27 protein-coding genes and 1 pseudogene are annotated in these 26494 nt (G+C 73.0%); 17 read left to right on the forward strand and 11 right to left on the reverse strand.

All coding sequences use genetic code 11. The features are described from left to right. Nucleotides 1-40: 40 nt before the first annotated feature. The 5 genes from IF22_RS0115375 to IF22_RS0115395 all read right to left on the reverse strand — a co-directional run bounded on the left by IF22_RS0115375 (nucleotide 41) and on the right by IF22_RS0115395 (nucleotide 7160). Nucleotides 41-2425 (reverse strand): tetratricopeptide repeat protein, encoded by a 2385-nt coding sequence (locus IF22_RS0115375; protein WP_030332522.1) that lies wholly within the window; start codon nucleotides 2423-2425, stop codon nucleotides 41-43. Then, a complete protein-coding gene (locus IF22_RS0115380) occupies nucleotides 2422-4188 on the reverse strand; it encodes an ABC transporter permease (RefSeq protein WP_081883839.1) in 1767 nt (588 codons plus the stop codon). The genes IF22_RS0115375 and IF22_RS0115380 overlap by 4 nt, the downstream gene beginning before the upstream one ends. Continuing rightward, nucleotides 4185-5462, reverse strand: a complete 1278-nt coding sequence (locus IF22_RS0115385) for an extracellular solute-binding protein (protein WP_030332526.1) — start codon at nucleotides 5460-5462, stop codon at nucleotides 4185-4187. Before IF22_RS0115385 ends, IF22_RS0115380 begins: the two co-directional genes overlap by 4 nt. Next, nucleotides 5459-6091 (reverse strand): ATP-binding cassette domain-containing protein, encoded by a 633-nt coding sequence (locus IF22_RS0115390; protein WP_051708509.1) that lies wholly within the window; start codon nucleotides 6089-6091, stop codon nucleotides 5459-5461. Before IF22_RS0115390 ends, IF22_RS0115385 begins: the two co-directional genes overlap by 4 nt. A gap of 91 nt (nucleotides 6092-6182) precedes the next feature. Continuing rightward, nucleotides 6183-7160 (reverse strand): helix-turn-helix transcriptional regulator, encoded by a 978-nt coding sequence (locus IF22_RS0115395; protein ID WP_030332529.1) that lies wholly within the window; start codon nucleotides 7158-7160, stop codon nucleotides 6183-6185. 44 nt (nucleotides 7161-7204) lie between these two features. Here IF22_RS0115395 and IF22_RS36175 point away from each other — a divergent pair, with 44 nt between their 5' ends. Next, nucleotides 7205-7684 carry a hypothetical protein gene (locus tag IF22_RS36175; protein WP_030332531.1) on the forward strand — a complete coding sequence of 160 codons (480 nt, stop codon included), beginning with the start codon at nucleotides 7205-7207 and terminating at the stop codon, nucleotides 7682-7684. After that, nucleotides 7684-8145, forward strand: a complete 462-nt coding sequence (locus IF22_RS0115405) for a hypothetical protein (RefSeq protein WP_030332532.1) — start codon at nucleotides 7684-7686, stop codon at nucleotides 8143-8145. The genes IF22_RS36175 and IF22_RS0115405 overlap by 1 nt, the downstream gene beginning before the upstream one ends. Before the next feature lie 22 nt (nucleotides 8146-8167). On the opposite strand, the gene IF22_RS0115410 is transcribed toward IF22_RS0115405, so the two are convergent. Together IF22_RS0115410 and IF22_RS0115415 are read right to left on the reverse strand one after the other, a co-directional pair. Next, nucleotides 8168-9331 (reverse strand): low temperature requirement protein A, encoded by a 1164-nt coding sequence (locus IF22_RS0115410; protein WP_245233640.1) that lies wholly within the window; start codon nucleotides 9329-9331, stop codon nucleotides 8168-8170. Nucleotides 9332-9368: 37 nt separating this feature from the next. After that, complete coding sequence (locus IF22_RS0115415) at nucleotides 9369-9788, reverse strand: hypothetical protein (protein WP_030332534.1); 420 nt, start codon at nucleotides 9786-9788, stop codon at nucleotides 9369-9371. 185 nt (nucleotides 9789-9973) lie between these two features. Here IF22_RS0115415 and IF22_RS0115420 point away from each other — a divergent pair, with 185 nt between their 5' ends. Further along, complete coding sequence (locus tag IF22_RS0115420) at nucleotides 9974-11059, forward strand: S-(hydroxymethyl)mycothiol dehydrogenase (protein ID WP_030332535.1); 1086 nt, start codon at nucleotides 9974-9976, stop codon at nucleotides 11057-11059. Next, nucleotides 11059-11688 (forward strand): MBL fold metallo-hydrolase, encoded by a 630-nt coding sequence (locus tag IF22_RS0115425; protein ID WP_030332536.1) that lies wholly within the window; start codon nucleotides 11059-11061, stop codon nucleotides 11686-11688. The genes IF22_RS0115420 and IF22_RS0115425 overlap by 1 nt, the downstream gene beginning before the upstream one ends. A 37-nt stretch (nucleotides 11689-11725) precedes the next feature. On the opposite strand, the gene tsaA is transcribed toward IF22_RS0115425, so the two are convergent. Next, nucleotides 11726-12154 carry a tRNA (N6-threonylcarbamoyladenosine(37)-N6)-methyltransferase TrmO gene (tsaA, locus tag IF22_RS0115430; protein ID WP_030332537.1) on the reverse strand — a complete coding sequence of 143 codons (429 nt, stop codon included), beginning with the start codon at nucleotides 12152-12154 and terminating at the stop codon, nucleotides 11726-11728. A 46-nt stretch (nucleotides 12155-12200) separates the two neighbouring features. Between tsaA and IF22_RS0115435 the strand changes: the two genes are divergently transcribed. The 3 genes from IF22_RS0115435 (at nucleotide 12201) to IF22_RS0115445 (ending at nucleotide 14952) form a co-directional block, all read left to right on the forward strand. Further along, the gene (locus tag IF22_RS0115435; RefSeq protein ID WP_030332538.1) at nucleotides 12201-12671 is read left to right on the forward strand and encodes a VOC family protein; all 471 of its coding nucleotides are present in this window, start codon (nucleotides 12201-12203) and stop codon (nucleotides 12669-12671) included. Further along, complete coding sequence (locus tag IF22_RS0115440) at nucleotides 12655-13806, forward strand: DUF3626 domain-containing protein (RefSeq protein ID WP_245233641.1); 1152 nt, start codon at nucleotides 12655-12657, stop codon at nucleotides 13804-13806. Before IF22_RS0115435 ends, IF22_RS0115440 begins: the two co-directional genes overlap by 17 nt. 429 nt (nucleotides 13807-14235) lie before the next feature. After that, a complete protein-coding gene (locus IF22_RS0115445) occupies nucleotides 14236-14952 on the forward strand; it encodes a hypothetical protein (RefSeq protein WP_030332540.1) in 717 nt (238 codons plus the stop codon). Between the two features lie 63 nt (nucleotides 14953-15015). On the opposite strand, the gene IF22_RS0115450 is transcribed toward IF22_RS0115445, so the two are convergent. Continuing rightward, the gene (locus IF22_RS0115450; RefSeq protein WP_030332542.1) at nucleotides 15016-16386 is read right to left on the reverse strand and encodes an alpha/beta hydrolase family protein; all 1371 of its coding nucleotides are present in this window, start codon (nucleotides 16384-16386) and stop codon (nucleotides 15016-15018) included. 190 nt (nucleotides 16387-16576) lie between these two features. Between IF22_RS0115450 and IF22_RS0115455 the strand changes: the two genes are divergently transcribed. The 5 genes and pseudogenes from IF22_RS0115455 (at nucleotide 16577) to IF22_RS0115475 (ending at nucleotide 21591) form a co-directional block, all read left to right on the forward strand. Then, complete coding sequence (locus IF22_RS0115455) at nucleotides 16577-16900, forward strand: MazG-like family protein (protein ID WP_030332544.1); 324 nt, start codon at nucleotides 16577-16579, stop codon at nucleotides 16898-16900. Between the two features lie 598 nt (nucleotides 16901-17498). Next, a pseudogene (locus IF22_RS33105) lies at nucleotides 17499-17947 on the forward strand (hypothetical protein). 665 nt (nucleotides 17948-18612) lie between these two features. Then, nucleotides 18613-19647 carry a hypothetical protein gene (locus tag IF22_RS35015; protein ID WP_051708512.1) on the forward strand — a complete coding sequence of 345 codons (1035 nt, stop codon included), beginning with the start codon at nucleotides 18613-18615 and terminating at the stop codon, nucleotides 19645-19647. 147 nt (nucleotides 19648-19794) lie between these two features. Further along, nucleotides 19795-20769 carry a pirin family protein gene (locus IF22_RS0115470; protein ID WP_030332548.1) on the forward strand — a complete coding sequence of 325 codons (975 nt, stop codon included), beginning with the start codon at nucleotides 19795-19797 and terminating at the stop codon, nucleotides 20767-20769. 153 nt (nucleotides 20770-20922) lie between these two features. Continuing rightward, a complete protein-coding gene (locus tag IF22_RS0115475; RefSeq protein ID WP_030332549.1) occupies nucleotides 20923-21591 on the forward strand; it encodes a hypothetical protein in 669 nt (222 codons plus the stop codon). A gap of 261 nt (nucleotides 21592-21852) precedes the next feature. Here the strand turns inward: IF22_RS0115475 and IF22_RS0115480 are convergent, their stop codons facing one another. Together IF22_RS0115480 and IF22_RS0115485 are read right to left on the reverse strand one after the other, a co-directional pair. Continuing rightward, the gene (locus IF22_RS0115480; RefSeq protein WP_051708514.1) at nucleotides 21853-22521 is read right to left on the reverse strand and encodes a DUF1345 domain-containing protein; all 669 of its coding nucleotides are present in this window, start codon (nucleotides 22519-22521) and stop codon (nucleotides 21853-21855) included. Between the two features lie 42 nt (nucleotides 22522-22563). After that, nucleotides 22564-22836, reverse strand: coding sequence for a DUF2795 domain-containing protein (locus tag IF22_RS0115485; RefSeq protein WP_030332551.1), 273 nt, complete (start codon nucleotides 22834-22836; stop codon nucleotides 22564-22566). A gap of 155 nt (nucleotides 22837-22991) precedes the next feature. On the opposite strand from IF22_RS0115485, the gene IF22_RS0115490 reads away from it, so the two are divergent. The 5 genes from IF22_RS0115490 to IF22_RS0115510 all read left to right on the forward strand — a co-directional run bounded on the left by IF22_RS0115490 (nucleotide 22992) and on the right by IF22_RS0115510 (nucleotide 26410). Continuing rightward, nucleotides 22992-23402, forward strand: coding sequence for a DUF2267 domain-containing protein (locus tag IF22_RS0115490; protein ID WP_030332553.1), 411 nt, complete (start codon nucleotides 22992-22994; stop codon nucleotides 23400-23402). A gap of 217 nt (nucleotides 23403-23619) precedes the next feature. Next, entirely contained in the window at nucleotides 23620-24645 is a 1026-nt protein-coding gene (locus IF22_RS0115495) for a TerC/Alx family metal homeostasis membrane protein (protein ID WP_030332554.1), read from the forward strand. 75 nt (nucleotides 24646-24720) lie between these two features. Continuing rightward, nucleotides 24721-25320, forward strand: coding sequence for a sulfite oxidase-like oxidoreductase (locus tag IF22_RS0115500; RefSeq protein ID WP_030332555.1), 600 nt, complete (start codon nucleotides 24721-24723; stop codon nucleotides 25318-25320). Between the two features lie 7 nt (nucleotides 25321-25327). Continuing rightward, on the forward strand, nucleotides 25328-26092 hold the full coding sequence (locus IF22_RS0115505) for a ferredoxin reductase (RefSeq protein WP_030332556.1): 765 nt from the start codon (nucleotides 25328-25330) through the stop codon (nucleotides 26090-26092). 24 nt (nucleotides 26093-26116) lie between these two features. Continuing rightward, nucleotides 26117-26410 carry a DUF6510 family protein gene (locus IF22_RS0115510; protein ID WP_030332557.1) on the forward strand — a complete coding sequence of 98 codons (294 nt, stop codon included), beginning with the start codon at nucleotides 26117-26119 and terminating at the stop codon, nucleotides 26408-26410. Nucleotides 26411-26494: the final 84 nt, after the last annotated feature.

Consider the following 26494-nt stretch of genomic DNA (forward strand, 5'->3'; position numbering starts at 1 on the left):
AGAGTCTCGCAGAGCGGTGCCACCGACCAACCCGAGCGACCTACGTCACGCGGCGCTCGGCGTCCTCCTCGAGTCGGGCGTCGGCGGCGGCCAACCCCTGCACGTCGGCGACCTCCTCGGCCACCGCCGCCGCGTCCGCCCAGTGCCGCCGCGCGTCGGTCCGGTCGCCCAGCGCGGCGCAGGCGTCACCCAGGTAGAGCAGGGTACGCGCCAGCCCGGCGCTCGCTCGGGTCTCCTCGCGCAGCCGGCGGCTCTCGGCCAACAGCTCGTACGCCGTCCGCGCCTGCCCCGGGGTGCTGCTCAACAGCGTCGCCCCGGCGTTGAGCAGCGCCGTCGCCCGGCTGGTCGGGTCGTTGACCGACTCGTACTCGCGCAGCGCGGCCCGCCACGCCTGGGCGGCGTCCAGGTGCTCGCCGAGGGCAGCGTGCACCAGCACCAGGTTGGTCAGCGCCGCAGCGTACCCGCGCGCGTCGCCCACCGACCGGAACGTGTTGGCCGCCCGCACCAGGTGGTGGTGGGCGGTGTCCGGTTCTCCCCGGGCGAGGTGGGCCGCGCCCAGGCCCAGGTCGGTGAGGGCGTGCCCGGCCCGGTCCGCGCCGGAGCGGTGCCGGCGGGACATCTCCAGGTGCTCCACCGCGTCGTCGAGCTGCCCCAGGTCGAGCAGGGCCAGGCCGAGGTTCATCCGCGCCTGGGCGTTGCCCCGCCGGCCCCGCTCGTTGACCGCGAGGGTGAGCGCGGCGGCGGCCCCCTGCGGGTCGCCCCGGCGTCGACGCAGCACCCCCAGCTCGTTGTGCGCCCACCCGGCGATCTCCGGGCGGTCGTCGGCGGTCGGGGTGGCCAGCACGGTACGGCAGACCTGCTCCCACTCGTCGAGCCGCTCGGCGTACGCCAGCCACCCGCACAGCGCCACGGCCAGCCGGAACCACCACCGGCGGACCCGGCGGGGCAGGGTCTCCTTCGCGCCGGCCGGCACCCGCACCACCGCCAGCAGCAGCTCCTGGTGCAGGTCGAACCAGCCGTACGGGTCGTCATCGAGCGGCAGCGACCACTCCCGGTCCGGTGGGGAGCCGAGCACCGCCAGGTTGGCCGCGTGCCGTTCGGCCCGGCGGGCCAGGTGCCGGGTCAGCCGGGCCTGCGCGGCGACCCGGGCCCGGGCCGGATCCGCGTCGCGCAGGTGCAGACGGGCACTGCCGGCCAGCAGGGGGCGGATCTCGTACCGGTCGCCCGGCGCGCCGACCACGAACGCGGCGGCGGCCAACCGGTCGAGCAGCGCGGTCACCAGCTCGGGATGCCGCCCGGCCAGCGCGGCGATGGTGGGCCGGTCCACCGGGGCGGGCACCAGCGACATCAGCCGGTACAACCGTCGGGCCTGACGGGGCAACGCCTGGTACGCGATGTCCCGTTCGGTGACCAGACGGGCCGCCGGCGACACGGCGAGCCGTTGGTGCGGTGGCGTCTGCACCGCGCGGCGCAGCGCCTCCAGCACGTCGGAGTGCCGCCAGCCGTGTTGGGCCGTGCGGTAACCGAGGGCGCGCACGGTGCGCGGCTGCCGCCCGCACAGGTCGACGATCTCGCGGACCGCCGGGTCGGTGCGCGGGTCGGCGCGCCGGATCCGGGCGGCGGGCGCGGCCCCGCCCGCCGTCGCGAACAGCTCCACCGCCTCGGACGTGCCCGGCTCGGCGATCCAGTGCGCGACCACGCCCTCCAGACCGACCAGCGCCGGACCGCCAGCGAGGAGCAGGCGGCAGGTGCGCGCGGTGGGCGGCAACAGCGGCCGGACCTGGTCGGGACGGTCGACGTTGTCCAGCACCAGCAGGATCTTGCGACCGTCGAGCTGACCGCGCAGCGCGTCGGCGGCGGCGGCGAGCGCGTCCGGCCGGCCGGAGGTCGGCGGGGCGGTGCCCAGGATCCGGGCCAGCGCGGTGAGGACCTGCCGGGCCGAGCGGGGTCGGCCACGCCGCCGCAGGTCGAGGTAGTACTGCCCGTCCGGGAAGTCCTCCCGGCACTGGTTCGCCGCCTGCACCGCGCACGCGGAGGTGCCCGCCGCGCGTCGTCCCAGCACCGCCACGGCGTGCTCCCGGGCGAGCAGCGCGACAAGCGCGTCGACGTGCTCGCGGCGACCGGTGAACTCGGCCGTGTAGGGCAGGGTGGGCGCCCCGGTGGCCGGTGTGGTGAGCACCTCGGTCGGTTCGGGGCCGACCTCGTGACCGGCCCGGCGGCGGCGCACCTCGTACACCACGTAACCCAGCACACCGCCGGTGGCCAGCACGATGGTCACCGGCCCGAGCACGCTGGCCACCAACTCGGAGAGGAGATTGCCGGCCAGGTTGCCGGCCACGTTGGCGAGGATGCTGCCGACCACGCCGCCGATCGCGATCAGCGCGGGCCAGCGCGAACCACCGCGCGCGCCACCCGGCCCGGTCACCGCACGCCCCCGGAGACCAGCCCGGCGACCAGGTGCCGCCGGGAGAGGACCACGAGCACCACCGGCAGCACCGAGGCGAGCACCGAACTGGCCGCCAGCGCGCCACTGTTGCTCACGAAGCTGCGGGTCTGCTCGGCCAGGAACGGCCCGAGCGGCGACGCTCCCGACGCGCTGAACAGCCGACCCACCACCAGGTCGTTCCAGACCTGGACGAACTCCAGCACGGAGACCGCCACCACCGCCGACAGGTTGTGCCGGGCCAACCGGCGCAGGGTGTGCCACCACCGGCGCCCACCCAGCCGGGCGTCGCGGACCTGCTCGACCGGCAGGTCGGCGAACGCGTTGCGCAGCACCAGCACCGCGAACGGCACACCCAGCGCGATGTGCACCAGGGCCAGGCCCTGAGCCGTGCCGGAGGAGAGCACCAGGCCCAGCACCTCGTTGACCGGCCCGGCGATGACCTGGATCGGCACGACGCTCGCGGCCAGCAGCAGCAACCCGGTGGCCTGCGCGGCCGGCCCGGTCAACCACGCCAACGGGTACGCGGCCAGCAGCGCGACCACCAGCACCGTGGCGGTCACCGCGGTGGCCAGCACCAGGGTGAAGCCCAGCGTGCGCCACAGCTCCGTGCCGGTGACCAGGTCGTGGTAGGACTCGGCGTTCGGCGGCGCGGACCACCAGCCGCGCGCGGCGGCGTCCACCCTGCCGTGCGCCGAGGTGGCGACCAGCACCGCCAGCGGCACCAGCCAGGCGACCGCGGCACCCGCCGCGAGCAGCCGGAACACCCGCCGGGGCGGGGCGACCGGAGCGGGTTCCGGTGCCGCCTCGACGCGCGGCGGGGGCCACGCCTGCCGGACGAAGAGCGCGGCCACCATGATCCCGCCGATGACCGCCACCAGCCACACCACACCGAGCGCCGCGCCGTCGCCGGTGGTGGTGCCGCCGGACGTCTGCCAGATCCGCAAAGCCAGCACCGACGCCTCGTCGCGGACCGAACCGGGGGTCATCACCAGGATGAGGTCGAACGTGCGGCTGGTGCCCACCGCCACCAACGCGAACACCACAGCTGTCGTCCGCAGCAGCAAGGGCCGCCACTGCGCGTCCCACAGCACGTGGCGACGCCCGCCGCCGTACGCGCGGACCGCGTCGGCGAGACTCGGCGGCACCGCGTCCAGGGCGGACCGGAAGACCAGCACCGCCAACCCGACCCAGGCCCAGACGAACGCCGACATCAACGCGACGGTCACCATCCCCGGGCCGAGCAGCTGCGGCGCGTCCTCCACCGAGCGGCCGGTCAGTCGGGTCGCGACCAGTGTGGCCAGCCCTCGGCTCGGGTCCGGGTCGTACATCAGCCGGAAGGTGACCCCGGTGACGACCAGCGGCAACGCCACCGGCACCAGCAGGATCAACCGCACCAGGCCGCCCTCCTGGGAGCGGCGGGACGCGGCGGCCAGCAGGTAGCCCAACGCCGTCACCACCGCCGGCACCAGCAGGGCCCAGAGGACCGTCCGGCCGACCACCGCGCCGGTGCCCGGGGCGGCGAGGGCGGTCCGGAAGTGCGCCGCGCCGACCCAGCGGCCGTCGGTGGTGACGCTGGCGTGCATGGTCCGCAGCACCGGCCACAGCACCAGCCCACCGAGCAGCACCGCGGCCGGCAGCAGCAGGGCCGACGTCGCTCCCGCCGCCGGATAGGCCCGACCCCGCCGGGCCGGCCCGACGTCGTCGAGGACCGCCAGTTCGCCGAGGACGCGCACCTCACTCATCGGCCGCCCCCCGCGTTGCGGGCCGCCGCGGCGAGCAGGCCGGTGGCCCGGCGGATCGCCTCACCGGCCCGGACCCCGTCGGTGACGTCGGCGAAGAACCCCTGCATGATCCGCCAGATGCCGACCCCGTCGGAGCCGGTGAACGGGCCGGGCAACTGGTCGGAGAGGTCGAACCGCAGCGTGCCGGGCGTCCGCATCTCCTCGGCGAGGCGCTGGGCGACCCGGTCGCGGTAGCTGTCGATCGTGACGTTGGTGTTGGGCGAGAGGTAGCCGCCGGAGCGCAGCCACGGCTGGAACGAGTCGGCCCGGGTGAGCCACTCGACCAGCTCGACACCGCCCCGGGCGTCGGCGAACGCCACCGCCGCGTCCCCGCCGACGATCAGTGGACCACCGCCCGATGAGGCGCCCGGGAACCGGAACGTCACCGGCGCCTGCGGGCCGCGCTGGAACGGGTCGGCGACGTCGGCGGTGAAGTCGGCCCCGACGAGCATCACCGCCCGCCGGGTGTGCACCACCTGGATCACCGACTCCTCGTACTGGGTGAGCAGGGCGCGACGGCCGCCGCCGACGAACGCCCCGTCGATGCTCCAGAGCCCGGCGAGCCGGTCCAGTGCCTCGCGCACCGCGCTGCCCTGCCAGTCGGCGTCCGCCCGGGCGAGGGCGTTGTAGCTCTCGGGTGCCACGTCGGCCAGGACGTTCTCGAACCAGTCGGTGAGCACCCAGCCGTCCGCGGCGCCGATGGCCAACGGCGCCGGCCCGCCGTCGCGCCGGGCGAGCGCGCCGAGCTCCCGGGTACGCCGGACCAGCTCGTCCCAGTTGGCCGGCGGCACCGGCAGCATCGAGGGCAGGTGCCAGACCAGCGACTTGTGTGCCGCCTTGACCCAGACCCCGTAGCGCTGACCCTCGGCGGTCAGCAGCTCACTGAGCCCGGCGGGTACGGCGTACCCGGTGGACGGGCGCACCGGGCTCAGCCACCCGCGTTGGGCGTACTCGGTGACCAGGCCGGGACGCGGCAGGATCGCCACGTCCGGGCTGGTGCCGGCGAGGTGCCGGGCGCGCAGGAACGCGTCGATGTCGTTGCCGGCGCTGACCACCTGCACCGGCGCGGGGTAGCCGGCGACGACCTCACGGAACCGGTCCAGTTCGCTGGTGCTCCAGACCACCGCCACCTGCACCGACCGGCTCCCGCCCGAGCAGCCGGCGGCCAGCGCGGTGGCGCCCACGGCGGCGGCGCGCAGCAGCGTACGACGACTCGCCCGGATCGCCGGCCTCATCGGGGCACCTCGCTCGGCTCGGTGACCAGCTCGTGGCGCACCGGAATCTCGGCCAGGGTGGCCGGGTCGGCGGTGCAGACCAGCACCGCCACCCCGGGAGCGTTCGATGGTGAGAGACGGGGCATCAGGTCACCGAGGCGGCTGTCGCCCGCCGAGCCGGCCGGCAGGTCGATCACGAGCACCTCGGGCAGGCAGGCCGCCGCTCGGGCGAGCGCCACCCGGAACCGCTGGGCGGCGGAGATCTGGTGCGGCAGCAGGGTGAGGGAGAGCGCCAACTCGAGCCGGTCGACAACGGTGGCCGTCCAGTCGTCGGCCACCTCGTGCACCCGTTCGCGTTTGCGTTGGCCGTACTCGATGTTGCGGCGCACGGTCAGCTGCGGCAGCAACGCGCCACCGGCGGGCACGTAGCCGATCTGCCGGCGGGGCGGCGGCAGGGCGGTGACGTCCCGGTCGCCGACGAGGATGCGGCCGGTCACCGGTGGGGCGAGCCCGGCCAGCACCCGGGCGACCGCCGTGCCGTACCGGGGTGGCGCGACCAGGGCGGCGAGCGTGCCGGCGGGAACGTCGAGGGTCACCGGCCCGGTGCCGGGGACGGCGACCAGTGCGCGTAGCCGTAACGTGACCCTCACCTCCGGTGACCGTTGATGACCGTCCCAGGGTGGCACACCGTGCCGACAACCGACGCCCCCGACCCTTCCACTGTGGAGCGGCCGGGCCTGTTCAGGTGGGGGAGTACAGCGCGGCGAGCCCGGCCGCGGTGGCGGCCAGCCGTTCGCGCAGCGCCACCGGGGTGAGCACCTCGACCTCGGCGCCGAGGCGCAGCAGCTCACCGTGGGCGTGGGTGAGCGACTCGATCGGCAGCACAGCGGTCACCCAACCCCGCGCGTCGGGTGGCCCGGCGCTGGTGTCCATCGCGGTCACCACCGGGTCGCTGCCGATCTCGCGCAGCCGCTCCCGCCCGGCCGGGGAGAGTCGGACGGTGGCATCGTCGCGGTGCAGCCGTTCCCGGAACCGCACCACGTGCGCCCGCCACCAGGCCGGCAGGTCGAAGTCCTCGGGTCGGTCGAACTCCTGCCCGAGCGGGGTGAGCGTGAGGATCTGGTTGACCCGGTAGGTGGCCGGCGCGCCCCGGCCGGGCTGGTCGGCCACCACATACCACCGGCCGCCCTTGAGGACCAGGCCGTACGGCTCCAGGACCCGGGTCACCTCGCCGTTCCAGCCGCGGTAGCGCACCTCGATGCGGTGCTGTCGCCAGACCGCCTCGGCCGTGCGGGCCAGCTCGGGGGAGGCGTCGCCGTCGGCGTACCACCCGGGGGTGTCCAGGTGGAAGCGTTGCCGCAGTCGGGTCGCCCGGTCGCGCAGCGGCGCGGGGAGCGCGGCGTGCAGCTTGAGTTGCAGCGCCGCCACCACGTCGCCGTAGCCCAGCTCGTCGGCCGGGCCGGGCAGGCCGGCGAGGAACAGCCGGTCGGCCTCCTCGGCGGTCAGCCCGGTGAGCCGGGTCCGCCAGCCGTCGACGAGCTGGTAGCCGCCGGCGTGCCCGGCCTCGCCGTAGAGCGGGATGCCGGCGGCGTGCAACGACTCGACGTCCCGGTAGATGGTGCGGGGGGAGACGGCCAACCGCTCGGCGAGCTGCCCGGCGGTCAACCGCCCGTGTGACTGCAGCAGCAACAGGACGGAGAGGAGTCGACTGGCCCGCACTTCACTGACACTAGTTGTCAGGGGACCGCTCGTACCGTCCCGGCATGGCATTTCGCGACAAGGATCTGAGAACACCGGGACCGATCACGGTGGACGGTCGGCACCTCAAGCGCTACCACATCGACCAGCCGGAACGGCCGCTCGAACCGGAGGTGGAGAAGGCCGCGTACGACCTGCTGCCGGCGTTGCTGGCCGACGTCGTCGACGACGGCACCCCGGCCGCCGGGTGGGTGGTGCTGCACCGGGGCGCGGACACCGGCGCGTACCTGCTGGCGTACACCTGGGTCTGGGACAACGCGGTGGAGGTCCGCGTCGCGGCGGCCGGGCAGCCGGCGCTGGACTGCCCGGACGACGACCCGACCCACTTCGTCGAGGTCCGTCGACCCGCCGTCGGCTGCGTCTGGGAGCTGGCGGTGCTGGAGCACGAGCGGGCGGCCTGGGTGCGGCACATGCTTGCCCCGCAGGCTCCCCACCTGGCCGGATACCTGCACGACACGCGAGCGGAAGGGCCGGTGGGCCGCTGATGGGCGACTTCGACTTCTTTGTGGGCACCTGGAACGTCGTCAACCGGCGGCTGCGCGAGCGGCTGGTCGGCTCCGACGAGTGGGAGGAGTTCCCGGGGGTGTCGGTGGCGCACGGCTTCTTCGCCGGCGGCGGTCACTTCGACGAGATCACCTTTCCGACCCGTGGCTCCGCCGGCGCCACGGTCCGGATCTTCGACCCGGCCCGGCAGGAGTGGTCGATCTACTGGATGAGCAGCGACACCGGGGTGCTGGGGCAGCCACCGATGGTGGGCCGCTTCGTCGACGGGGTCGGCCGCTTCTACGCCGACGACCAGCACGAGGGACGCCCGGTGCGGTGCCGGTTCGTCTGGTCCGACATCAGCGCGACCACCGCCCGCTGGGAGCAGGCGTTCTCGGTCGACGGCGAGCAGACCTGGGAGACCAACTGGATCATGACCTTCACCCGGGCGTCGGAGGGCTGACCGCCAGGTGGGGTGACCGCGGTCAGGCCTGGTCGGCCACGGCCGCGGTCCGCCCCACGTCGCGGCCGCGGAACAGCACGGTGATCGTCACGAGGGCGACCAGCAGCGCCGCGAGCACGTACACCGGGGCCGGGCCCAGCGGCGTGAACAGTGCCAGCAGCGCGACGACCGGGAAGGCGACGGCCGTCACGCCGTGCTGCTTGCGGCGTACGTGCAGCACCCAGACGGTGAGCAGGAAGACGGCGACCGGGACGGCCACCGCGTACCCGACGGTCCGCTCCGAGATGTGCGCCAGGTGCCGTTCGTAGTCCACCGCCACGCCCAGGCCGGCGCCGACCCCGGCGATCGCCGCGAAGATCAGATAGTGGCCATAACCCCAGACCAGGGAGTACGGCAGCCGGTCGGGCGCCTCGCTGCGCCGATCGAAGTAGAGCCACCACAGCGCGAACACGATGACCGCGCCGGAGGCGGCGAGGAACCAGAGGTCGTGCTCCCCGGCGTCGAGCCCGTCCTGGATCGCCAACGAGACGGCCGCCACCGCCTCACCGAGCACGATCAGCGTGAACAGCCCGTACCGTTCGGTGATGTGGGCCGGGTGCCACGGGGTCATGCCGGGGCGTTCGGCCACCGCCGGCACCAGCACGTCGGCCAGCCCCAGCAGCACGAACGACGCGAGCCCCCACTCGGGTGGCAGCAACAGGCGCAGCAGCCAGCCGAGCTGCACCACCGTCACCCCGACCGCGTAGCGGCGCGCCGCCGCACGGTGCGCGGGGTCGCCGGCCGCCGCTCGGCTCCAGTGCACGACGGCGGCCAGCCGCATCACCACGTACCCGTAGGTGATGACGGTGAAATCGTTGTCGGCGAAGGCGCGGGGCACCCCGGCCGCCAGGATCAACGCCCCGAGGATCTGCACCAGGGTGGTGATCCGGTAGACGTCGTCGTCGGTGTCGTAGGCCGAGGCGAACCAGGTGAAGTTCACCCACGACCACCAGATCGCGAAGAACACCATCACGTAGCCGGTGACCGCGTGGGCGAGGTGACCCTCGGCCAGGAAGTGGTGCAGGCTGGTGGCGGCCTGCGCCACGGCCACCACGAAGCAGAGGTCGAAGAACAGTTCCAGCGGGGTGGCGGCCCGGTGCGGCTCGTCGCGGCGGTGTGGCCGCATCGGCCGGTAGAACGGCCGCACCGACCGAGGGTGAGTCACCGCGGTCCCTCAGGTGGCCTCAGCCGCGCCGACGGCCGTGAGTCAGCCCCTCCAGCACCAGGGTCAGCCCCGCGCCGACCAGCCAGATGTCCTTGGCGAGCCCCGAACCCGCCTGGGTCGGCCGGACGCTGCCGGCTTCCCGCATCCCCGGCGTCTTCAGGTACAGCTGCACCAGGCCCGCGCCGAACGCCGTCAGGCCGAGCCCGACCAGGGGCGCCGGGACGAACGGCGCGATCAGCGCGGCCCCCAGGGCGATCTCCGAGTACGACAGCAGCTTGGCGAAGCGCGCCGGCTCCAGCTGGCCGAGCTGAGGCATGGCGGCGACCGCCATCCCGTGCATGCCCTCCGCCGCGGCGCCCTCCAGGTTGCGCTTGCCCAGACCCGAGTTGAGGACGTACGCGCCGATGGTGAGCCGCAGCGGCAGGTGGGCGAATTTCATTGTTACCCCCGTTGGCAGTGGTCGAATGCGGCCCGCGTACCCCGCAGCGCCCGCGATAACCCGCCGGGGCGGCTGGGCAGGCTGTGGTGGTCGCGGTAGGTTCGCCGGGGGCCCAGCGCCGAGCCCGTGGCACACCCGCCCACCCCGGCACCCGGCCCTGCCGCAGACCACCAGCAGGAGGCGAAGTGAGCCAGGAAGTCCGGGGAGTCATCTCCCGCAGCAAGGGCGCTCCGGTCGAGGTCACCACCATCGTTGTGCCCGATCCGGGGCCGGGTGAGGCGATCGTCCGGATCCAGTCGTGCGGCGTGTGCCATACCGACCTGCACTACCGCGAGGGTGGCATCAACGACGACTACCCCTTCCTGCTCGGTCACGAGGCGGCGGGCATCGTGGAGCAGGTCGGCGAGGGCGTCACCGACGTCGCCCCGGGCGACTTCGTGGTGCTCAACTGGCGGGCGGTCTGCGGGGTCTGCCGGGCCTGCCGCCGGGGCCGGCCCTGGTACTGCTTCAACACCCACAACGCCACCCAGCGGATGACCCTCACCGACGGCACCGAACTCGCCCCGGCGCTGGGCATCGGGGCGTTCGCCGAGAAGACCCTGGTACATGCCGGGCAGTGCACCAAGGTGGACCCGGCCGCCCGACCCGCCGCGGTGGGCCTGCTCGGCTGCGGGGTGATGGCCGGGCTGGGCGCGGCGATGAACACCGGAAACGTCACCCGGGGCGACTCGGTCGCGGTGATCGGCTGCGGCGGCGTCGGGGACGCGGCGGTGGCCGGGGCAGCCCTCGCCGGCGCCACCACGATCGTCGCCGTGGACACCGACAGCCGCAAGCTCGACTGGGCCCGCCGGTTCGGCGCCACGCACACCGTGAACGCGTCCGAGACCGACCCGGTCGAGGCGATCCGTGCCGCCACCGGTGGCTTCGGCGCCGACGTGGTGATCGACGCGGTGGGTCGACCGGAGACGTGGAAGCAGGCGTTCTACGCCCGCGACCTGGCCGGCACCGTGGTGCTGGTCGGCGTACCGACCCCGCAGATGCAGATCGAGCTCCCGCTGCTGGACGTCTTCGGGCGCGGCGGTGCCCTCAAGTCCAGTTGGTACGGCGACTGTCTGCCCAGCCGGGACTTCCCGATGCTCACCGAGCTGTACCTGCAGGGCCGACTCGACCTCGACGCGTTCGTCACCGAGGAGATCGCACTCGACCAGGTGGAGACCGCGTTCGAGCGGATGCACCACGGCGACGTGCTCCGCTCGGTGGTGGTGTTCTGATGACCGCCCGGGTCGAGCACGCGGTCACCTCGGGCACGTTCTCCCTCGACGGCCAGACCTTCGACGTGGACAACAACGTGTGGGTGATCGGTGACGACCGCGAGTGCGTCGTCCTGGACGCGCCGCACGACGTGGCGGCGATCCTCGCCCTGGTGGGTGACCGCCAGGTCAAGGCGATCCTGGCCACCCACGCCCACGACGATCACGTCCGGGTGGCGCCCGAGCTGGCCGAGGCCACCGGCGCGCCGGTGCTGCTGCACGCCGCCGACCGGGTCCTCTGGGACATGGTCCACCCGCACCTGCCGCCCAACGGCGAGCTGCACGACGGGCAGAGCATCGAGGTGGGTGGCACCACGCTGCGGGTGCTGCACACCCCCGGGCACAGCCCGGGCGCGTGCAGCTTCCACGCGCCGGAGCTGGGCGCGGTGTTCACGGGCGACACGCTCTTCGCCGGTGGTCCGGGCGCGACGGGCCGCTCGTACAGCGACTTCGACACCATCGTCCGGTCGATCCGCACCCGCCTGTTGACCCTCCCGCCGGAGACGGTCGTGCACACCGGCCACGGCGACGACACGACGATCGGCGCGGAGGCGCCGCACCTGCAGGAGTGGCTGGCCCGCGGCCACTGAGCCCAGCGCACCGGCCTGCTGGCGCCCGGCCGACGGCTCAGCGTTCGTCGGCCGCGCCCAGCACCGGTTTGACGTCCAGGATCGGTGTGCCGTCGAGGGCCTCCAGGTCGGCCACCTCGACGCGCAGCCCGTCCACGGCCAGGACCCGCACCCGGTGCAGCCCGATCGGGTTGGGCCGGTGCGGGGAGCGGGTGCTGAACACCCCGGTCTCCGGCCGGGTCTCGTCGCCGCGTGGGTGCACCGCCAGCACGTCGCGCCGGGCCCGGTCCAACCAGGTCAGCACCAGCAGCTCCGCGCCGACCCGCAGGTCACGCAGGGCCCGCTCGACGTGCGGGTCGAAGACCAGCCACGCCGCTGGTGCGCCCTCGTCGCCCTGTCGTGGCGCGCTCGCCGCGTCGGTCAGCGGCGAGGCGACCCGGCCGACCGGGCGCAGAGGGTACGTCTCGTCCTGAGCTGTCCCAGCCATGACGCTCCCTTGCCGACGGTGCGAGCCTACGGCGTTAGGATCGCGCATGGCCGCCGAGCACCCCACCCCCGCCGTCCGTCAGCTCCGCCTCGTGGTGGAGGCCGACGACTACGACGCTGCCGTCGCGTTCTTCCGTGACGCGCTCGGCCTGCCCGAGGAGGCGGCGTTCGTCGGCGACGGAGACGCCCGGGTGGTGATCCTGGATGCGGGCCGGGCCACCCTGGAGATCGCCAACCCGGCCCAGAAACGCATGATCGACGAGGTCGAGGTGGGGCGGCAGGTCGCCCCCCGCCTGCGGGTGGCCTTCGAGGTGGACGACGCCGAGGCGACTACGGCCCGGCTGGTCGCCGCCGGGGCGAGCGAGGTCGCGCCGCCGACGCGTACACCGTGGCAGTCGCTCAACTCCCGCCTCGACGCGCCCGCCGGCCTGCACATCACCGTCTTCCAGGAGTTGCTCGCGCCGGACGTGCGGGAGGGGACGCGGCATGCGGAGCCCGGACGTGACAGCGACAACTGAGTCCGGCAGTTCCCGGGCTGCCGCTCTCACCCCGGCGCAGACGGCGGCCCTGGCCCACGTCCGGTCCCTGGCCGTGGCCGAGCGGCGCGCCGCCCTGGACATCATCGCCCGGGAACTCACCGCCGCCGGCCTCCACGACCGGCCGGAAGAGCTGCTCGCCGCAGTGGTCCAGTGTGGTCGCCTGACCGTCAACTTCCACCCCGACCGGTTGTGCGTCGACGGGCGGACCGTCGCCGCCGCCCTGGCCGAGGACGGGGTGTACCGCAGCCAGTTCGTCACCGGAATCTCCAACGGCGGGCTCACCGCCTATCCGGGCGGAGACCGGGACTGTTGGGAACAACGGATGTTCGACGGCGCGTACCAGCGAACCGGGGTCACGGCGGCCGACCGCCCCACGTACGGCGGAATGAACCTGCTCGGTCACGCGGACGGCGCCTGTCCCCGATTCGGTTCCTGTCACCTGCGGCTGCGTCCGGCGGTGCTGACCCGGGCGACCTTCTGTCTCGGTGACAGCCACCTCGGTCCGCGGGTGGTGGGGACCGCCGACGCCTTCGAGGCGGTCCTCGCCGGGCTCCTGGTCGGTGTCGCCGCCACCGGTGAGTGTCTGGGACGCACCGGAACGGACGTCGGCACCTTCGTTCGGACGGTGCGGGACGTTCCGACCACGCGGGAAACTGTCGGTCGCGCGCTCGACGACTACGTGGAGGCCCAGATCCACGGCACCCTCGACCTCGCGCGCGATGTCGAGGAACTGGTGGTGGACAAGGCCTTCGCCGGCACCCTGACCGGGGCGACGCTGGAATCAATCGCTGAGCGGCACGGTTTCCCGCTGCTGTGGCACCCGGGCTTCGCGCTGGCCGTCGACCGGGTCGACGCCGAATTCCGAGGGCCGGCGATTCCGGTGCTGGCGGCGCGGCTGCATCGGGAGTTCGCCGGACCGGGCGAGCCGGTGGACGCGGCGCTGGTCGGGCGGGGCGCGGTCTCGGTGGTCACCGAGCCGGAGCGGTGGACCGACCGGGGTCCGGTCGCGGAAACCCTCCAGCACCTCAAGCAGCTCTGGCATGTCCTCGTCCGCTACGGCGAGCCACACGCCAATCTCACCCACAGTGCCGGGTCCGTCGGTCGCTCACGGTAGCGGCAAACCGCCAGCCGCCCGCCTCCCCACCACGGTGAATTCGCCCTTTGCTCTGCACCCAGATCGGCGCCACGGACCTGAGCTGCGGATGAGCCGTTTCCGCCCCCCGTAGGCGTTCCGCACAGCCGTCACGCACGGTGTCTGGTGCGTGTGTGGGTGCAGAGCAAAGGGTGTGAACGGCGTTCTGCCTCCGACCGCTGAATTCACCCTGCGTCACCATTGTCAGGTGTGACGGGCGACGAGCCGCGTCTGTCCGGTTCTGCGTCGTGACCGGGACCGCAGCCGGCCGACGCGAGGTCATTTCCGGAATGACCGACACGTGAACCTGGTTGTGTCCCCCGTACCGCCGGAGCCCAAACCCCTTTCCGCGGTCATCTCCCGAGGAGTGTTCACCCCGGAGCGCTTCGCACGATCGAAAGGGCAACCATCGTGAAGGTCGACTTCACTCGATGGCTCCCCGCCATCGCTAAGGACTCGTACCGCAAGACCGCGCTGAGCGTGGCGGGTGTGGCCGCCCTCGGCGGCCTGGCGCTCGCGCCGACCGCAGCCGCGGCCCCGGTCACCTCCGGACCGCACCAGGGCGCCGTCGCCGCCATCGACCTCGCCACCGGCAAGGCCGCCACCTCGGCACAGCAGAATGACGAGCAGCCCGTCGAGTCGGGCCTGACCACCGGTTCCGCCACCGGCAAGCCGCCGGAGGGCAAGCCGAGCCGTGCGCAGCTCATCCCGCACGGCATCGAGGGCGCCCAGTCGCGGGTCCCCCTCGACGACGCGCAGCTGGCCAACGCCCGGGCCATCGTCGACGCCGCCAAGAAGACCGGCGTCGGTGACCGGGGCGCGGTGATCGGTATCGCCACCTCGCTGCAGGAGTCGAAGCTGTACAACCTCGGCCACCTCGGCGCGTACAACGACCACGACTCGCAGGGCCTGTTCCAGCAGCGTCCGTCGTCCGGTTGGGGCACGCCCGACCAGATCACCGACCCGGAGTACGCCGCCACGGCGTTCTTCACCGCACTCAAGAACGTCGGCGGCTGGCAGGACCTGCCGCTGACCACCGCCGCGCAGACCGTGCAGGTCTCCGCCTTCCCGTACGCGTACGCGCAGTGGGAGGAGCAGGCGGCGGACATCGTCCAGCAGCTCTGGTGACGACACCCGCACATCCCGCGCCGGCCGGTCCCGTTCAGGGGCCGGCCGGCGTTCGTCGTGCCCTCAGCAGGCCGGGTAGAGACGGCGGGTGCCGACCCCGGCGGCGTACGCGTCCCGGTCGCTGAACCGGCAGCCGTAGTCGGGCCGGGCCACCACCGCCGGGTCGGTGACGGTGTCGCCGGCTGGGCGCTTGCCGGTGCGTACCCAGGACACCAGGTCGTCCCAGGCGGTGCCGGCCTCCGCCGGGGTGAACTCGCAGTGCTGCGTGGCCCGGATCGCCCGCTGAACCACCAGCTTGCCGCGACCGTGCCGCGCCACGTCGGTGGCGTACGCCTGCTCCATGCTGAACGGCACGAACAGGTCCCCCAGACCGTGCAGGCTGAGCACCGGCGCGGTCGGTCGGCCGGCGATCCGCGGCACCTCGGTCAACGTCGGCAGGAGCCGCTGCCGCAGGTTCTCCGGGGCGACCCGCCGCACCGTGGCGTTGACGTTGACCGGGCTGTTCGGGGTGTAGCGGGTGAGCAGATTGGTGGACAGCTGGCCGGGCTGCTGGGCGGGGGAGTTGCCGCTGCTGGTGGGCACGCTGATCGAGAACAGGAAGTCCTTCCACACCGCGAACGCGGCGTCGGCTCCCGGACGCGGCCCGCCGGAGCGGTTTACCGTGATCGCCCGCAGCTGCTTGCCCCGCTCGGTGGTGGTGTCCGGCCCGGTGGGGGTCAGCCCGGCCAGGCCGAGCGCCACCTGGATGCGCGGCACCGCGTTGGTCAGGTAGTCGGCCGGCGTGGGATAGGCCGGCACCCCGGCGAGCGCCTGCGCGACCAGGTTGTAGTCCAGGTAGAAGTCGAGAAGCGTCTGATCGCCGAGCACCCCGCACATCGGCAACGCGCCGTCGTAGAAGCCGGGATACTGCTCCAGCGAACGACCGATGACGTACCCGCCCATCGACACCCCGGCGACGTAGGTGTGCTGCGGTCGGCGGACCGTCCGCGCGAAATGGTCGGCGAGGTCCTTCGTGCCCAGCACACCGGAGCGGATGTCGAAGCCGTTGCGGTCGTACGAGGACGACGCCCACGCGTACCCCTGCTCCAGGAGTCGCTGGCGCAGCCCGAAGCCCGGCGGCTCCGGCGAGAGCACGGTGCCCTGGCCACGGTAGCCGTGCGCCCACATCACCAGGTCGCCGTTCCACCGGGCGGGGACCTCGATGAGGTACCCGGCGTGGCGGTGCACTCCCTGGCGTACCGTCGTCGGTTTGCCGCCGACGACCAGGGGCGCCAACGGCGGATTCTCGATGGTGTAGCCGGGCAGCGGCTCGCCGCCCCTCGCGTCGCGGCCGGTGGCGCCGGCCGGTGCGGCACCGACCAGCCCGACCGCGAGGGTCAGCGTCGTGGTGGCGGCGAGCAGCCGGCGGAGGGTGCGAACGGGTGTGGACAGCATCGATGCTCCCCATCGGACGGATGTCGCCCGGGGGCGACCAGCGGGACGGTTGCCTACCGGCCGGTAGCGTCCTGAACCTAGAACCGCCGTCGACCAGTGTCAATGGGTACGCTGACCGGCGGCTCAACCACGACTGTCCGGCCGAACCCGGTCGTCGGGGTCGGTGGGCCGATCGGGTTGACTGGTCGCCGTGGACGAGTCGATCTGGGAGGCGGCCCGGGTGTCGCGCAGCTGGCTGGACGCGGCGAACGGCACCGGGCAGACCGAGCTGACCTGCCGCATCCTCAAGCTGACCGAAGAGGCGGGGGAGGCGTCGGCCGCCTGGATCGGTCTGCTCGGGCAGAATCCGCGCAAGGGTGTCACCCACACCCGCGATGACGTGGCGGCGGAGCTGGCCGACGTCGCCTTCACCGCGCTGGTGGCCATCGAGAGCCTGGGTCTGGACGCGCAAACGGTCCTGGACGCCTGCGCCGCGAAGGTGCGTTCCCGCCTGGCAGACCAGGACCGTCGGTAGCGTCCGGTTACGCCCACCCACCCTTGCCGGGCCATGGCAGGCCGACCGCATCTGGGCGAATGCGCGCCTGATGCTTCCGTGCTCGACTTGGGTTTCCCTGACAGCGGGCTGTCCCGTCGTCCGGGACACCCCGCTGTCAGTGGATCATCCCGGTGAGGGCGGTTCGACACCGACCGTCCGCCATGCCTGGGTGGTTTGTCGGGTTGTGGGGGTCAGTGGGTGGTGACCGGGCGCACCCGCAGGCTGGAATCATGGCCGGGTCGGGGTCGTTGCACATCCTGACGATCGCAGCACCACCGAGTGGGCCCCGGGCGCTGAGCCTGGTCGCGCAGGTCGGAATGCCAGCCTCCACCCGGTCGTTGTGACCCCCACGAACGACCGCAGGCACCGCCTCCACCTGGGTGCGGACAGGTTGGGCCACCCCGGAATGACCCCGGCCCCCCGGGTCGTTACACCGGGACCCCCGGTGCCACGAGCCCCCGCTCGCAGGCCACCGACCCCGAAGACTTTCCCCTTTGTTGTGCAGCGCCGGACGAGGTGCTCACACCCGTGCGTCCCCCGACGTGTGGGTGTCCTTACCCCCGAAGGAGCTACCCCCATGAACACGATCATGCGTAAGAGCGTGCTGTCCGTTGCTGGTCTCGCGTTCGTCGGCGGTGTGTTCGCCGGCCCGATCGCCCACGTGGCCAACCAGGCCGACACCAAGCCGGCCGCGGTCACGGTGCAGGCTGACAAGCCCGACATCAGCAAGCTGATCCCGCACGGCACCCAGGGCGAGCAGTCGCACATCTCCTTGAACGACGAGCAGACGGCCAACGTCAAGGCGATCATCGCGGCCACGAAGAAGGCCGGCCTGCCCGAGCGCGCCGCGGTGATCTCGATCGCGACGAGCCTGCGTTCCTCAAGGGCCTGAAGCAGGTTGACGGGTGGCAGGACATGCCGCTGACCGTGGCCGCGCAGACGGTGCAGGTGTCGGCGTACCCGGACGCCTACGCCCAGTGGGAGCAGCAGGCCGCTGACCTGGTCGCCCAGTACTGGAACAGCTGACCCGGATTCGCACGACCGAACAGTAAGACCACCGCACGACTCTGACCGCTGGCCGGCACCCGCAACACGGGGTGCCGGCCAGCGGCATTCCTGCTGTCGCCGTGCAGGTCGGTAGCCATACCACGCGCGCCCGCGACCACCGGTCGCCGTCGCCGGCCACCCGACGTCCGCCGTCAGCCGCCCTCCCCGCCTGCCGTCCGCCGCCTGCCGCCTGCCGTTCGCCGTTCGCTGCCTGCCGTCCGCCCGTCCGCCGTCCGCCCGTCCGCCCGTCCGCCGTCCGCCCGTCCGCCCGTCCGCCCGTCCGCCCGTCCGCCGTCCGCCCGTCCGCCGTCCGCCCGTCCGCCGTCCGCCGTCCGCCCGTCCGCCGTCCGCCGCCCGCCCGTCCGCCGCCCGTCCGCCGCTCGTCCGCCGCCCGCCGCCCCCGCCTGCCGTCCGCCGCCCCTGGCTGAGGGGGCCGGAATCTCGCGCTCCAGGGGTGTGGGGAGGCGGATGGTGTCGTCTGACCGGCGGGTGTCCGGAGATCTTGGACAGTTTCCGTTCGCCCCGAACGGAAACTGTCCAAGATCTCCGTCGGCGACGTAGCGGAGTGGCGTGATCGGCGCCGAGTGATCCGATCGGCCGGCGGGTACGTACCCCTGGACGGGGACCGGCGGAGGGACAGAGGCATGGCCGCAGTGGGGAACGGCGTGGATCGCGAACCGGGGTTGGGGCCGGAACCCTCCGGTGCGACCGCGCCGGAGCGGTGGTCGACCGGGGCTCGCCTGTTGGTGGCTGCCGCCGTCGTCGTGCTGCTGCTGGGTGCGGCGGCGGTGGCCGTGATCGTTGCCGATCCCGGCCGCCTCGGCATGACCTACTCCAGCCAACCCGACGGCACCCGCCCGGACGGCACCCGCCCGGACGGCACCCGCCCGGACGGCACCCGCCCGGACGGCACCCGCCCCGACGGCACCGGGCACGACGGCACCCGGCCCGGTGGCGACGGTCGTCCGGGGGACGGCGCTGACCCGGACGCGTCCGACGGTCGCCGCGGCGGTGGGGGCGCTGCTGCCGAGCAACTGCTGACAGCGCCGGTGGCCGGTTGGCGAAAGGGCACCTTCGTGCTCGCGGACGGGTTGACCTCGTTCGAGCTGCGGGTGACCGAGTTGGGCGAGGACCTGTACCGGATCAGTGTCCCGGCCGGCTCGGGGTTGGCGGGACGTCCGACGGTACGGGGGGAAACAGCCCGGCTCGACCTCGTGGAATCCGGGACGCGTGGGCCGCGCGCCGTGCGGGTGTTGCTCAACGAGCGGGTCGCCTGGCGTCTGCACCTCGTCGGTGGGGTGAGCAGCCAGGTGCTGGATCTGAGCCGGGCCCGGCTGCTGGGCGTGGACCTCGCCGGTGGTTCCAGCCGTACCGAAATTCTTCTGCCACCGATCACCGCGGCCGGCCCGGACGACCTCGCCGGTCCGACCTCAGGCAGCCTGACCGTGCGACTCACCGGCGGGACCAGCCAGCTCGACGTCCGGGTCCCCGGGGAGACGCCGGTTCGGGTGCGGGCGGGAGTCGGCGCCGGCTCGGTGGTGGTACGCGACGAGCGTTGGGACGGGGTGGCCGCCGGCTCGGTGCTGGGTACGCCGGGATGGGACCGGTCGGCCGAGCGCCTGTACCTGGACCTGGTCGCCGGTGCCAACAGCGTGATCGTGTCCTCCAGCAACCGCTGACCCGCGTCGCCAAGCCCGCGTCGCCAAGCCCGCGTCGCCAAGCCCGCGTCGCCAAGCCCGCGTCGCCAAGCCCGCGGGCTGGTGACGCCTGTCGGCCCTGGCGGGAAGCGCCGCTGACGCAGGTGGGCGTGAGCGTACAGTCGGGCGGTGGAGCGTACTGAATCAATGCTGGCGCAGACCCGACCGCCTGGCGTGGCCGACGTCGACCCCGGCAGTGTGTTGTTGCCCGGCCACGACGTGCCGTTGGGTCGGTACACCACGGTGCGGCGGCTGCTTCCGCAGCGCGCCCGCCGGATGGTCGGCGCGTGGTGTTTCGTTGATCATTTTGGCCCGGACGATGTGGCGCAGCGGCCCGGCATGGAGGTGCCGCCGCACCCGCACACCGGGCTGCAGACGGTGACCTGGCTGCTCGACGGTGAGATTCTGCACCGGGACAGCCTCGGCAACGTCCAGCCGATCGTTCCCGGCCAGCTGAACGTGATGACCTCCGGGAACGGCATCGCCCACTCGGAGCGGTCACCGGCCACCCACCCGCCGGTGATGCACGGCGTGCAGTTGTGGGTGGCGCTGCCGGATCCGGCGCGCGCCGGGGCGGCCGACTTCGCGCACCACGCCGACCTGCCCCGCTGGCGCGACGGCGACCTGGACGGCACGGTGCTGGTCGGCGAGTTCGCCGGGGAACGGTCACCGGCGGTGGTGCACACCCCGCTGGTGGGGGCGCAGCTGGAGCTGCGCGGCGAGGCGCCGGCGACGATGTCGTTGCGGCCCGATTTCGAGTACGCCGTGCTGGCGATGTCCGGGTCCGCGGAGGCGTCCGGGGTCGGGTTCGAGCCGGGGGCGCTGCTGTATCTGGGTTCGGGCCGCCGGGAGTTGACGGTGCGCGGCGGGGCGGGGGCCCGGTTGCTGCTGCTGGGCGGTACGCCGTTCGAGGAGCCGTTGGTGATGTGGTGGAACTTCGTGGGCCGGTCGCACGAGGAGATCGCCGCCGCCCGGGAGGACTGGATGGCCGGTGACGCACGCTTCGGTGTGGTCGCCGACGATCCGGCACCGCCGCTGCCGGCGCCCGCGCTGCCCACGACCCGCCTCAAGGCCCGCGACCGCACCGGTGGCCTGCACGGCTGACGCCCTCACACCTCGTCGATCTTGCAGTTTCGGTCCCCGGAATGTCGATCCTGCGGGCTTTTGCCGCGACAGAAACTGCAAGATCGGCGGGGAGGGGGCGGGGCGGGCCGGGCGGGGGGTGTGTGGCCGGGGGCGGCGCGGGTAGTCGCTGGGATGGCGACCAGTTTGATCACCCCGGTGGAGGACCGTAAACGTCTGGCGCGCCGGCTCGCCGGCAGCGGGCGGGGCTTCGCCGAGCAGTACGGGTTCCGGGTGACCAACAACCCGGCGAGCCTGTTCCAGGTGCTGTGTCTGTCGGTGTTGCTGGCCCGTCGTGGTGACTTCCGGCGGGCGTTGGACGGGGCGCGGGCGTTGCGGGACGAGGGGTGGGACAGCGCCGCCCGGCTGGCTCGTTCGCTGCACGAGGACCGGGTGCGGGTGTTGCGCGCCAGCGGCCAGCGCGGCGACGTGGACGGGCTCGCCAGTGTGCTGGGTGACCTGGCCCGGACGGTGGTCGAGCGGTACCGGGGTGATCTGCGCCGGTTGCGGGCGGTGGCGCACCACGACCCGGTCCGGGAGCGGGCGCTGCTCGCCGAGCTTCCGGGGGTGGACGGCCAGGTCGTCGACCTGTTCCTGCGCGAGGCTCAGGCGTTGTGGCGGGAGGTGGCGCCGGTCGCCGACCGGCGGGCGTTGGCTGCCGCGCGCCGACTCGGGCTGGGCAGGTCGGCCGACGACCTGGCCGGCCTGGCCAGTGGCGAGTCGGAGCAGTTGGCCTGGCTGGTGGGGGCGTTGGCCCGGGTCGACCTGGAGCACCGGTACGCGGAGGTGACCGGTCGGCAGTGACGTGCCCTGGCCCACACTTCCGCAAATTCTGACCAAACGGAGGATGTTCTGTCGTATGGTTGGACCCGGCAGTGCTGGCCGCTCGGTTCGGGCGGGCCTCCACCGCCTGGTGACCGCGACCGGTTCGGATGCGGTTCACCGCCTGGGCAGGCTTGCGTGGCGCCCTGGGTCGCGGTTCGTGACCAGGGGCGCCCGCCTGTCCCGGCCCTTCGATCGGCCCCGCCCCGTGTCGTGCTCCGGGGGACCGGCCAGCCGGTGTCGTCATCGCGCCAGACCCGCCAGCAGGTTCACTGTCACGGCGATGATGAACGCGCCGAACAGGTACGACACCATCGAGTGGCGCAGCACCGTACGACGCATCTCGTTGCTGGTCAGGTTGGTGTCGGAGACCTGGAACGTCGTCCCGATGGTGAACGCGACGTACGCGAAGTCGGAGTAGCGCGGCGGTTCGGGCTGGTTGAAGTTCACGCCGCCATCCGGGCCCGTGTAGTAGATCCGGGCGTACCGGGCGGCGAACACTGTGTGCACCACGAGCCAGGAGAGCACGACGCTGAGCACGCCCAGGCCGCTGTGCAGTTCCCGGGCCAGTCCGGGGGGCGCGCTCTGCGCGCTGGCCACCACCAACCCCACGGCGAGCAGGCTGGCCAGGCAGGCGAAGAGCAGCAGGGCGTCCCGGACCGCCCGGTTCGGGTCCTCGTGCACGGCCAGTTGGGCGGTCCGCTCGGCGTCCATCGGCCAGATCTTGTGCCAGATCAGCACGAGCCAGCTGAGCGCGCCCACGTCCCAGCCGGCCAGCGCGGCGAGCGGCAGCGGCAGCACGAGCGCGAAGGCGCAGCCGGCGACGACCCCGACCACCGCCACGACGGCGAGCTGCCGCGCGGCGGGGAAGCGCACATCCATCGGCCGGGACGGGCCACCGGTGTAGGTCATCGGTGACGATTCCTTCGCCGGGCTGTGGGCGTCACCGCTGGGTCAGATGCCGCGCAGGTGCTGCGAGACCCGGTTGTGCTTCTTGTCCCGGGCCTGCTCGGCCCGCTGGGCGGGGCCGACCTCGGGCGCGGCCTCGATCCCGGCGGACCGGGCCACCTCGGTACCGTTGGCGTAGTCGACCGGCGGCAGGGCGCGCAGCGCCTTCAGCACGTCCGGCGGGGCGCCCTCCCGTTCGGCCTCGCGGACCACGTCGTCCTTCTCGGCCGGGTAGTCCAGGCTCGACAGGTACTGCAGGACGTCGGCGTAGCTCGCCATGGCGTGGGCTCCCTCGGGCATCGATGTGGTGACGACCGGCGGCGGTTACCCGTCTGCCGGCCGGTCACGCCCACCCACCGGGGGTAACCGGGTGCCGTTTCTCCCCGCCCGTCGTGGGTACCCGCTGACGCCGACGCGACCCAAGGGAGTACGCGATGAACTACGACACCTTCATCGACCAGGTTTCCCAGCGTACCGCGACGTCGTCCGAGCGGGCGGTCGAGCTGACCCGGGCCGTGTTGGAGACGTTCGCCGAGCGGTTGACCGGCGGCGAGGTTCTGGACCTGGCCGCCCAGTTGCCCCAACCGCTGCAACTCGTGCTGAAACCGAGCCCGAGCACCGAGCAGGCGGACCGGTTCGGCGCGGCGGAGTTCGTGGCCCGGGTCGCGGTGCGCGCCGGGGTGCAGGAGCCGGCCGCCCGGGACGCCAGTCGGGCGGTTTTCACCACCCTGCGCGAGGCGATCACCGGCGGTGAGTTCGATGACGTGGCGACTCAACTGCCGCGTGACTATCGGGGCCTGGTCGAGCAGGCGATGGCCCCGGGAGCGACGCTGCGCCGCGGCTGACCGCGCCCGTTCCGGGTACGCACAGCGGTTTACCAGGGCAACCATCGATGTCCCGCTTGGCGCGGTGATTCAGCCTGGCCTAACCTTGTCGTGCGAGGGGAGTACTTCCCACGAACCATTCCGGTCAGTACGGCGCGCCCGGCGCGCCTCGGGTGGTTGCCCATCAGGTGGTGGGTGAAGGAGACCTCGAACATGACGGTGTTCGAGGAGACCCCATATGAGCCAAGTGTCGTATCTGTCCGCTGCCAGTGACCTGTCGTCGGTGGGCACGCCCACGCTGTGGGCGGTCACCATCATCGGGGTCATCCTGCTGCTGGTGCTGGACTTCCTGGTCACCCGTCGCCCGCACGAGGTCTCCATGCGGGAGGCCGTCGGCTGGTCGGCGTTCTACATCGCGCTGCCGCTGGCGTTCGGCGCCTGGATCTGGTCCCGCTTCGGCTCCCAGCAGGGCGTCGAGTACCTGACCGGTTACCTGGTGGAGAAGTCGCTCTCGGTCGACAACCTCTTCGTCTTCATGCTGCTGCTGGCCGCGTTCGCGGTGCCGGCGGTGCTCGCCCAGCGGGTGCTGCTCTACGGCATCGCCGGCGCGCTGGTGCTGCGGGCCGTCTTCATCGCCCTCGGCGCGGCGGCGTTGCAGACCCTCGACTTCGCCTTCCTGCTCTTCGCGATCATCCTCATCGCCACCGCGGTGAAGCTGCTGCGCGACGCCTTGTCCGGGCATCAGCAGGAAGTCGACATCAACAAGATGCGGTCGGTGAAGCTGCTGCGCAAGATCATGCCGGTGGTCGACGAGTACCACGGCACCAAGATGACCGTGCGGCAGGGCGCGAAGCGGGCGCTCACCCCGTTCGCCCTGGTGGTGGTCGCGGTGCTGGCCACCGACATCGTCTTCGCCGTCGACTCGGTGCCCGCCGTCTACGGCATCACCGAGGACCCGTACCTGGTCTTCGCCACCAACGCGTTCGCCCTGCTCGGCCTGCGGGCGCTCTACTTCGTCCTGCACGCGGCGCTGAGCCGGCTGGTGCACCTCAGCTACGGTCTGGCCGTCATCCTGGCGTTCATCGGCCTCAAGCTGGGTCTGCACTGGGCGCACGGCATCTGGGAGGGTGTGCCGGAGATCCCCACCCTGGCCTCGCTCGGCGTGATCATCGGTGTGCTGGTGGTCGTCACGGTGACCAGTCTGCGCGCCACCCGCGGCGGCGACCTGCCCGCGGACCGCGAGGTCGTCGCGAAGCGGCACTGACCGCGCCGCGCCAGCCGACGAGGGGGTACGCGGGAAAGCTCCCGCCCCGGCCGGCGCGGGTGGTACGACTGTGCAATGGGAATCGTGTCACCCGGCTTTCAGGGCCGGCCCCGAACGCAGGAGCCGGCCCTGCCACCCGGTCAGTACCTGACCGAGGACTTTCCGGTGCTCTCGGCCGGCCCGACGCCCCGGGTGTCCCTGGACACCTGGGAGTTCGTCATCTCCGCCGAGAACGGCAGCGAACACCGGTGGTCGTGGCAGGAGCTGATGGCCCTGCCGCAGGAGACGCCGACGGTGGACATCCACTGCGTCACCCGCTGGTCCAAGCTCGGCACCAGCTGGCAGGGCGTCTCACTGGACACGCTGCTCGCCGACGTCGACACCGGGGCGCACTTCGCGCTGGCGCACTCCTACGGCGGGTACACCACCAACCTGCCGCTGGACGACCTGCGTGGCGGCCAGGCGTGGGTGGTGCACACCTTCGACGGCGCCCCACTGCCCGCCGAGCACGGCGGGCCGGCCCGACTGCTGGTGCCGCACCTGTACTTCTGGAAGTCCGCCAAGTGGGTGCGCGGCCTGCGGCTCAAGACGATGGACGAGCCGGGGTTCTGGGAGACCGCCGGCTACCACGACTACGGCGACCCGTGGCGCGAACAGCGGTACCAGGGTGACTGAGCGCGCCGTGGCGACGAGCACCCAGCCTCGAACGCCGAACCGCTGGCAGGTGGGCCGGCTGGTGGAGCGCCGGGTGGAGACGGCGACCGCGCAGACCCTGGTGCTGGAGGTGCCGGACTGGCCGGGGCACCTGCCCGGACAGCACGTCGACCTGCGGCTCACCGCCCCCGACGGCTACCAGGCGGCCCGCTCGTACTCGATCGCCGGGCCGGCCGTCGACGGGCCCGGCGGCCCGCGCATCGAGGTGACGGTGCAGCGGGTGCACGACGGCGAGGTGTCCCCGTACCTCATCGATGTCTTTTCCGCCGGCGACCCGGTGGAGGTGCGCGGACCGCTCGGTGGCTGGTTCATCTGGCGCTCCGAGGAGACCGCGCCGGTGCAGCTCGTCGCCGGCGGTTCCGGCATCGTGCCGCTGATGGCGATGATCCGGGCCCGGCGGGCGGTGGGCAGCAAGGCTCCGTTCCGGCTGATCTACTCGGTGCGCACCCCCGCCGACGTCATCTACGCCGACGAGCTGCGCCGCCGGGTCCGTGACGACTTCGGGCTGGACGTCGCGTACGTCTACACCCGCGAGGCGCCCGACGGCTGGCGCGGCGAACCGCACCGGATCGGGCTGGCCGACGTCAACACGCACGGGTGGCCCCCGGATCTGGAACCGCTCACCTACGTCTGCGGCCCGACCGCGTTCGTGGAGACCGTCGCCGACCTGCTGGTGGGGCTGGGTCACCCGTCACGCCGGGTCAAGACCGAACGCTTCGGCCCCACCGGCTGACGCCCGCCCTGTCGAGGAGATCCGATGACCGAGATGTCGTACGTGGACGGCAACATGCTCGACGGCCCGATGCGTGAGCTGTTCACCGTCGACCTGAGCAGCGCGATGGGCCGCTGTGAGAACTGCGGGATGACCGGCTCGATGGCCAGCCTGCACGTCTACTCGCACGCTCCGGGCCTGGTCGCCCGCTGCCCCTCCTGCGAGGAGGTGATGGTGCGCCTGGTGCGCGGGCCGGACCGGGCCTGGCTGGACATGCGCGGCACCACCTACCTCCAGGTGCCGATGCCGATGGAGCAGCCGTTCCCCGGCCCGCTCTGACGGGACGCTCGCCCGGCTGAGGCGCCCCGGTCGTACAGGGCCTGCCACACCGGGGCCAGGCTGAGTCCTTCCTCGGTGAGCCGA

It is taken from the genome of Micromonospora parva (assembly GCF_000718515.1).
Classification (GTDB): domain Bacteria; phylum Actinomycetota; class Actinomycetes; order Mycobacteriales; family Micromonosporaceae; genus Micromonospora; species Micromonospora parva.

Bases quoted from the DNA above. Each gene is read 5' to 3' on its own strand.
- IF22_RS0115425 (WP_030332536.1), top strand. From the start codon at position 11,059: ATGACCGCCCGGGTCGAGCACGCGGTCACCTCGGGCACGTTCTCCCTC.
- IF22_RS0115435 (WP_030332538.1), top strand. From the start codon at position 12,201: ATGGCCGCCGAGCACCCCACCCCCGCCGTCCGTCAGCTCCGCCTCGTG.
- IF22_RS35015 (WP_051708512.1), top strand. From the start codon at position 18,613: ATGGCCGCAGTGGGGAACGGCGTGGATCGCGAACCGGGGTTGGGGCCG.
- IF22_RS0115490 (WP_030332553.1), top strand. From the start codon at position 22,992: ATGAACTACGACACCTTCATCGACCAGGTTTCCCAGCGTACCGCGACG.
- IF22_RS0115495 (WP_030332554.1), top strand. From the start codon at position 23,620: ATGAGCCAAGTGTCGTATCTGTCCGCTGCCAGTGACCTGTCGTCGGTG.
- IF22_RS0115480 (WP_051708514.1), bottom strand. From the start codon at position 22,521: ATGACCTACACCGGTGGCCCGTCCCGGCCGATGGATGTGCGCTTCCCC.
- tsaA (WP_030332537.1), bottom strand. From the start codon at position 12,154: ATGGCTGGGACAGCTCAGGACGAGACGTACCCTCTGCGCCCGGTCGGC.
- IF22_RS0115385 (WP_030332526.1), bottom strand. From the start codon at position 5,462: ATGAGGCCGGCGATCCGGGCGAGTCGTCGTACGCTGCTGCGCGCCGCC.
- IF22_RS0115415 (WP_030332534.1), bottom strand. From the start codon at position 9,788: ATGAAATTCGCCCACCTGCCGCTGCGGCTCACCATCGGCGCGTACGTC.
- IF22_RS0115510 (WP_030332557.1), top strand. From the start codon at position 26,117: ATGACCGAGATGTCGTACGTGGACGGCAACATGCTCGACGGCCCGATG.
- IF22_RS0115475 (WP_030332549.1), top strand. From the start codon at position 20,923: ATGGCGACCAGTTTGATCACCCCGGTGGAGGACCGTAAACGTCTGGCG.
- IF22_RS36175 (WP_030332531.1), top strand. From the start codon at position 7,205: ATGGCATTTCGCGACAAGGATCTGAGAACACCGGGACCGATCACGGTG.
- IF22_RS0115500 (WP_030332555.1), top strand. From the start codon at position 24,721: ATGGGAATCGTGTCACCCGGCTTTCAGGGCCGGCCCCGAACGCAGGAG.
- IF22_RS0115450 (WP_030332542.1), bottom strand. From the start codon at position 16,386: ATGCTGTCCACACCCGTTCGCACCCTCCGCCGGCTGCTCGCCGCCACC.
- IF22_RS0115405 (WP_030332532.1), top strand. From the start codon at position 7,684: ATGGGCGACTTCGACTTCTTTGTGGGCACCTGGAACGTCGTCAACCGG.
- IF22_RS0115485 (WP_030332551.1), bottom strand. From the start codon at position 22,836: ATGGCGAGCTACGCCGACGTCCTGCAGTACCTGTCGAGCCTGGACTAC.
- IF22_RS0115380 (WP_081883839.1), bottom strand. From the start codon at position 4,188: ATGAGTGAGGTGCGCGTCCTCGGCGAACTGGCGGTCCTCGACGACGTC.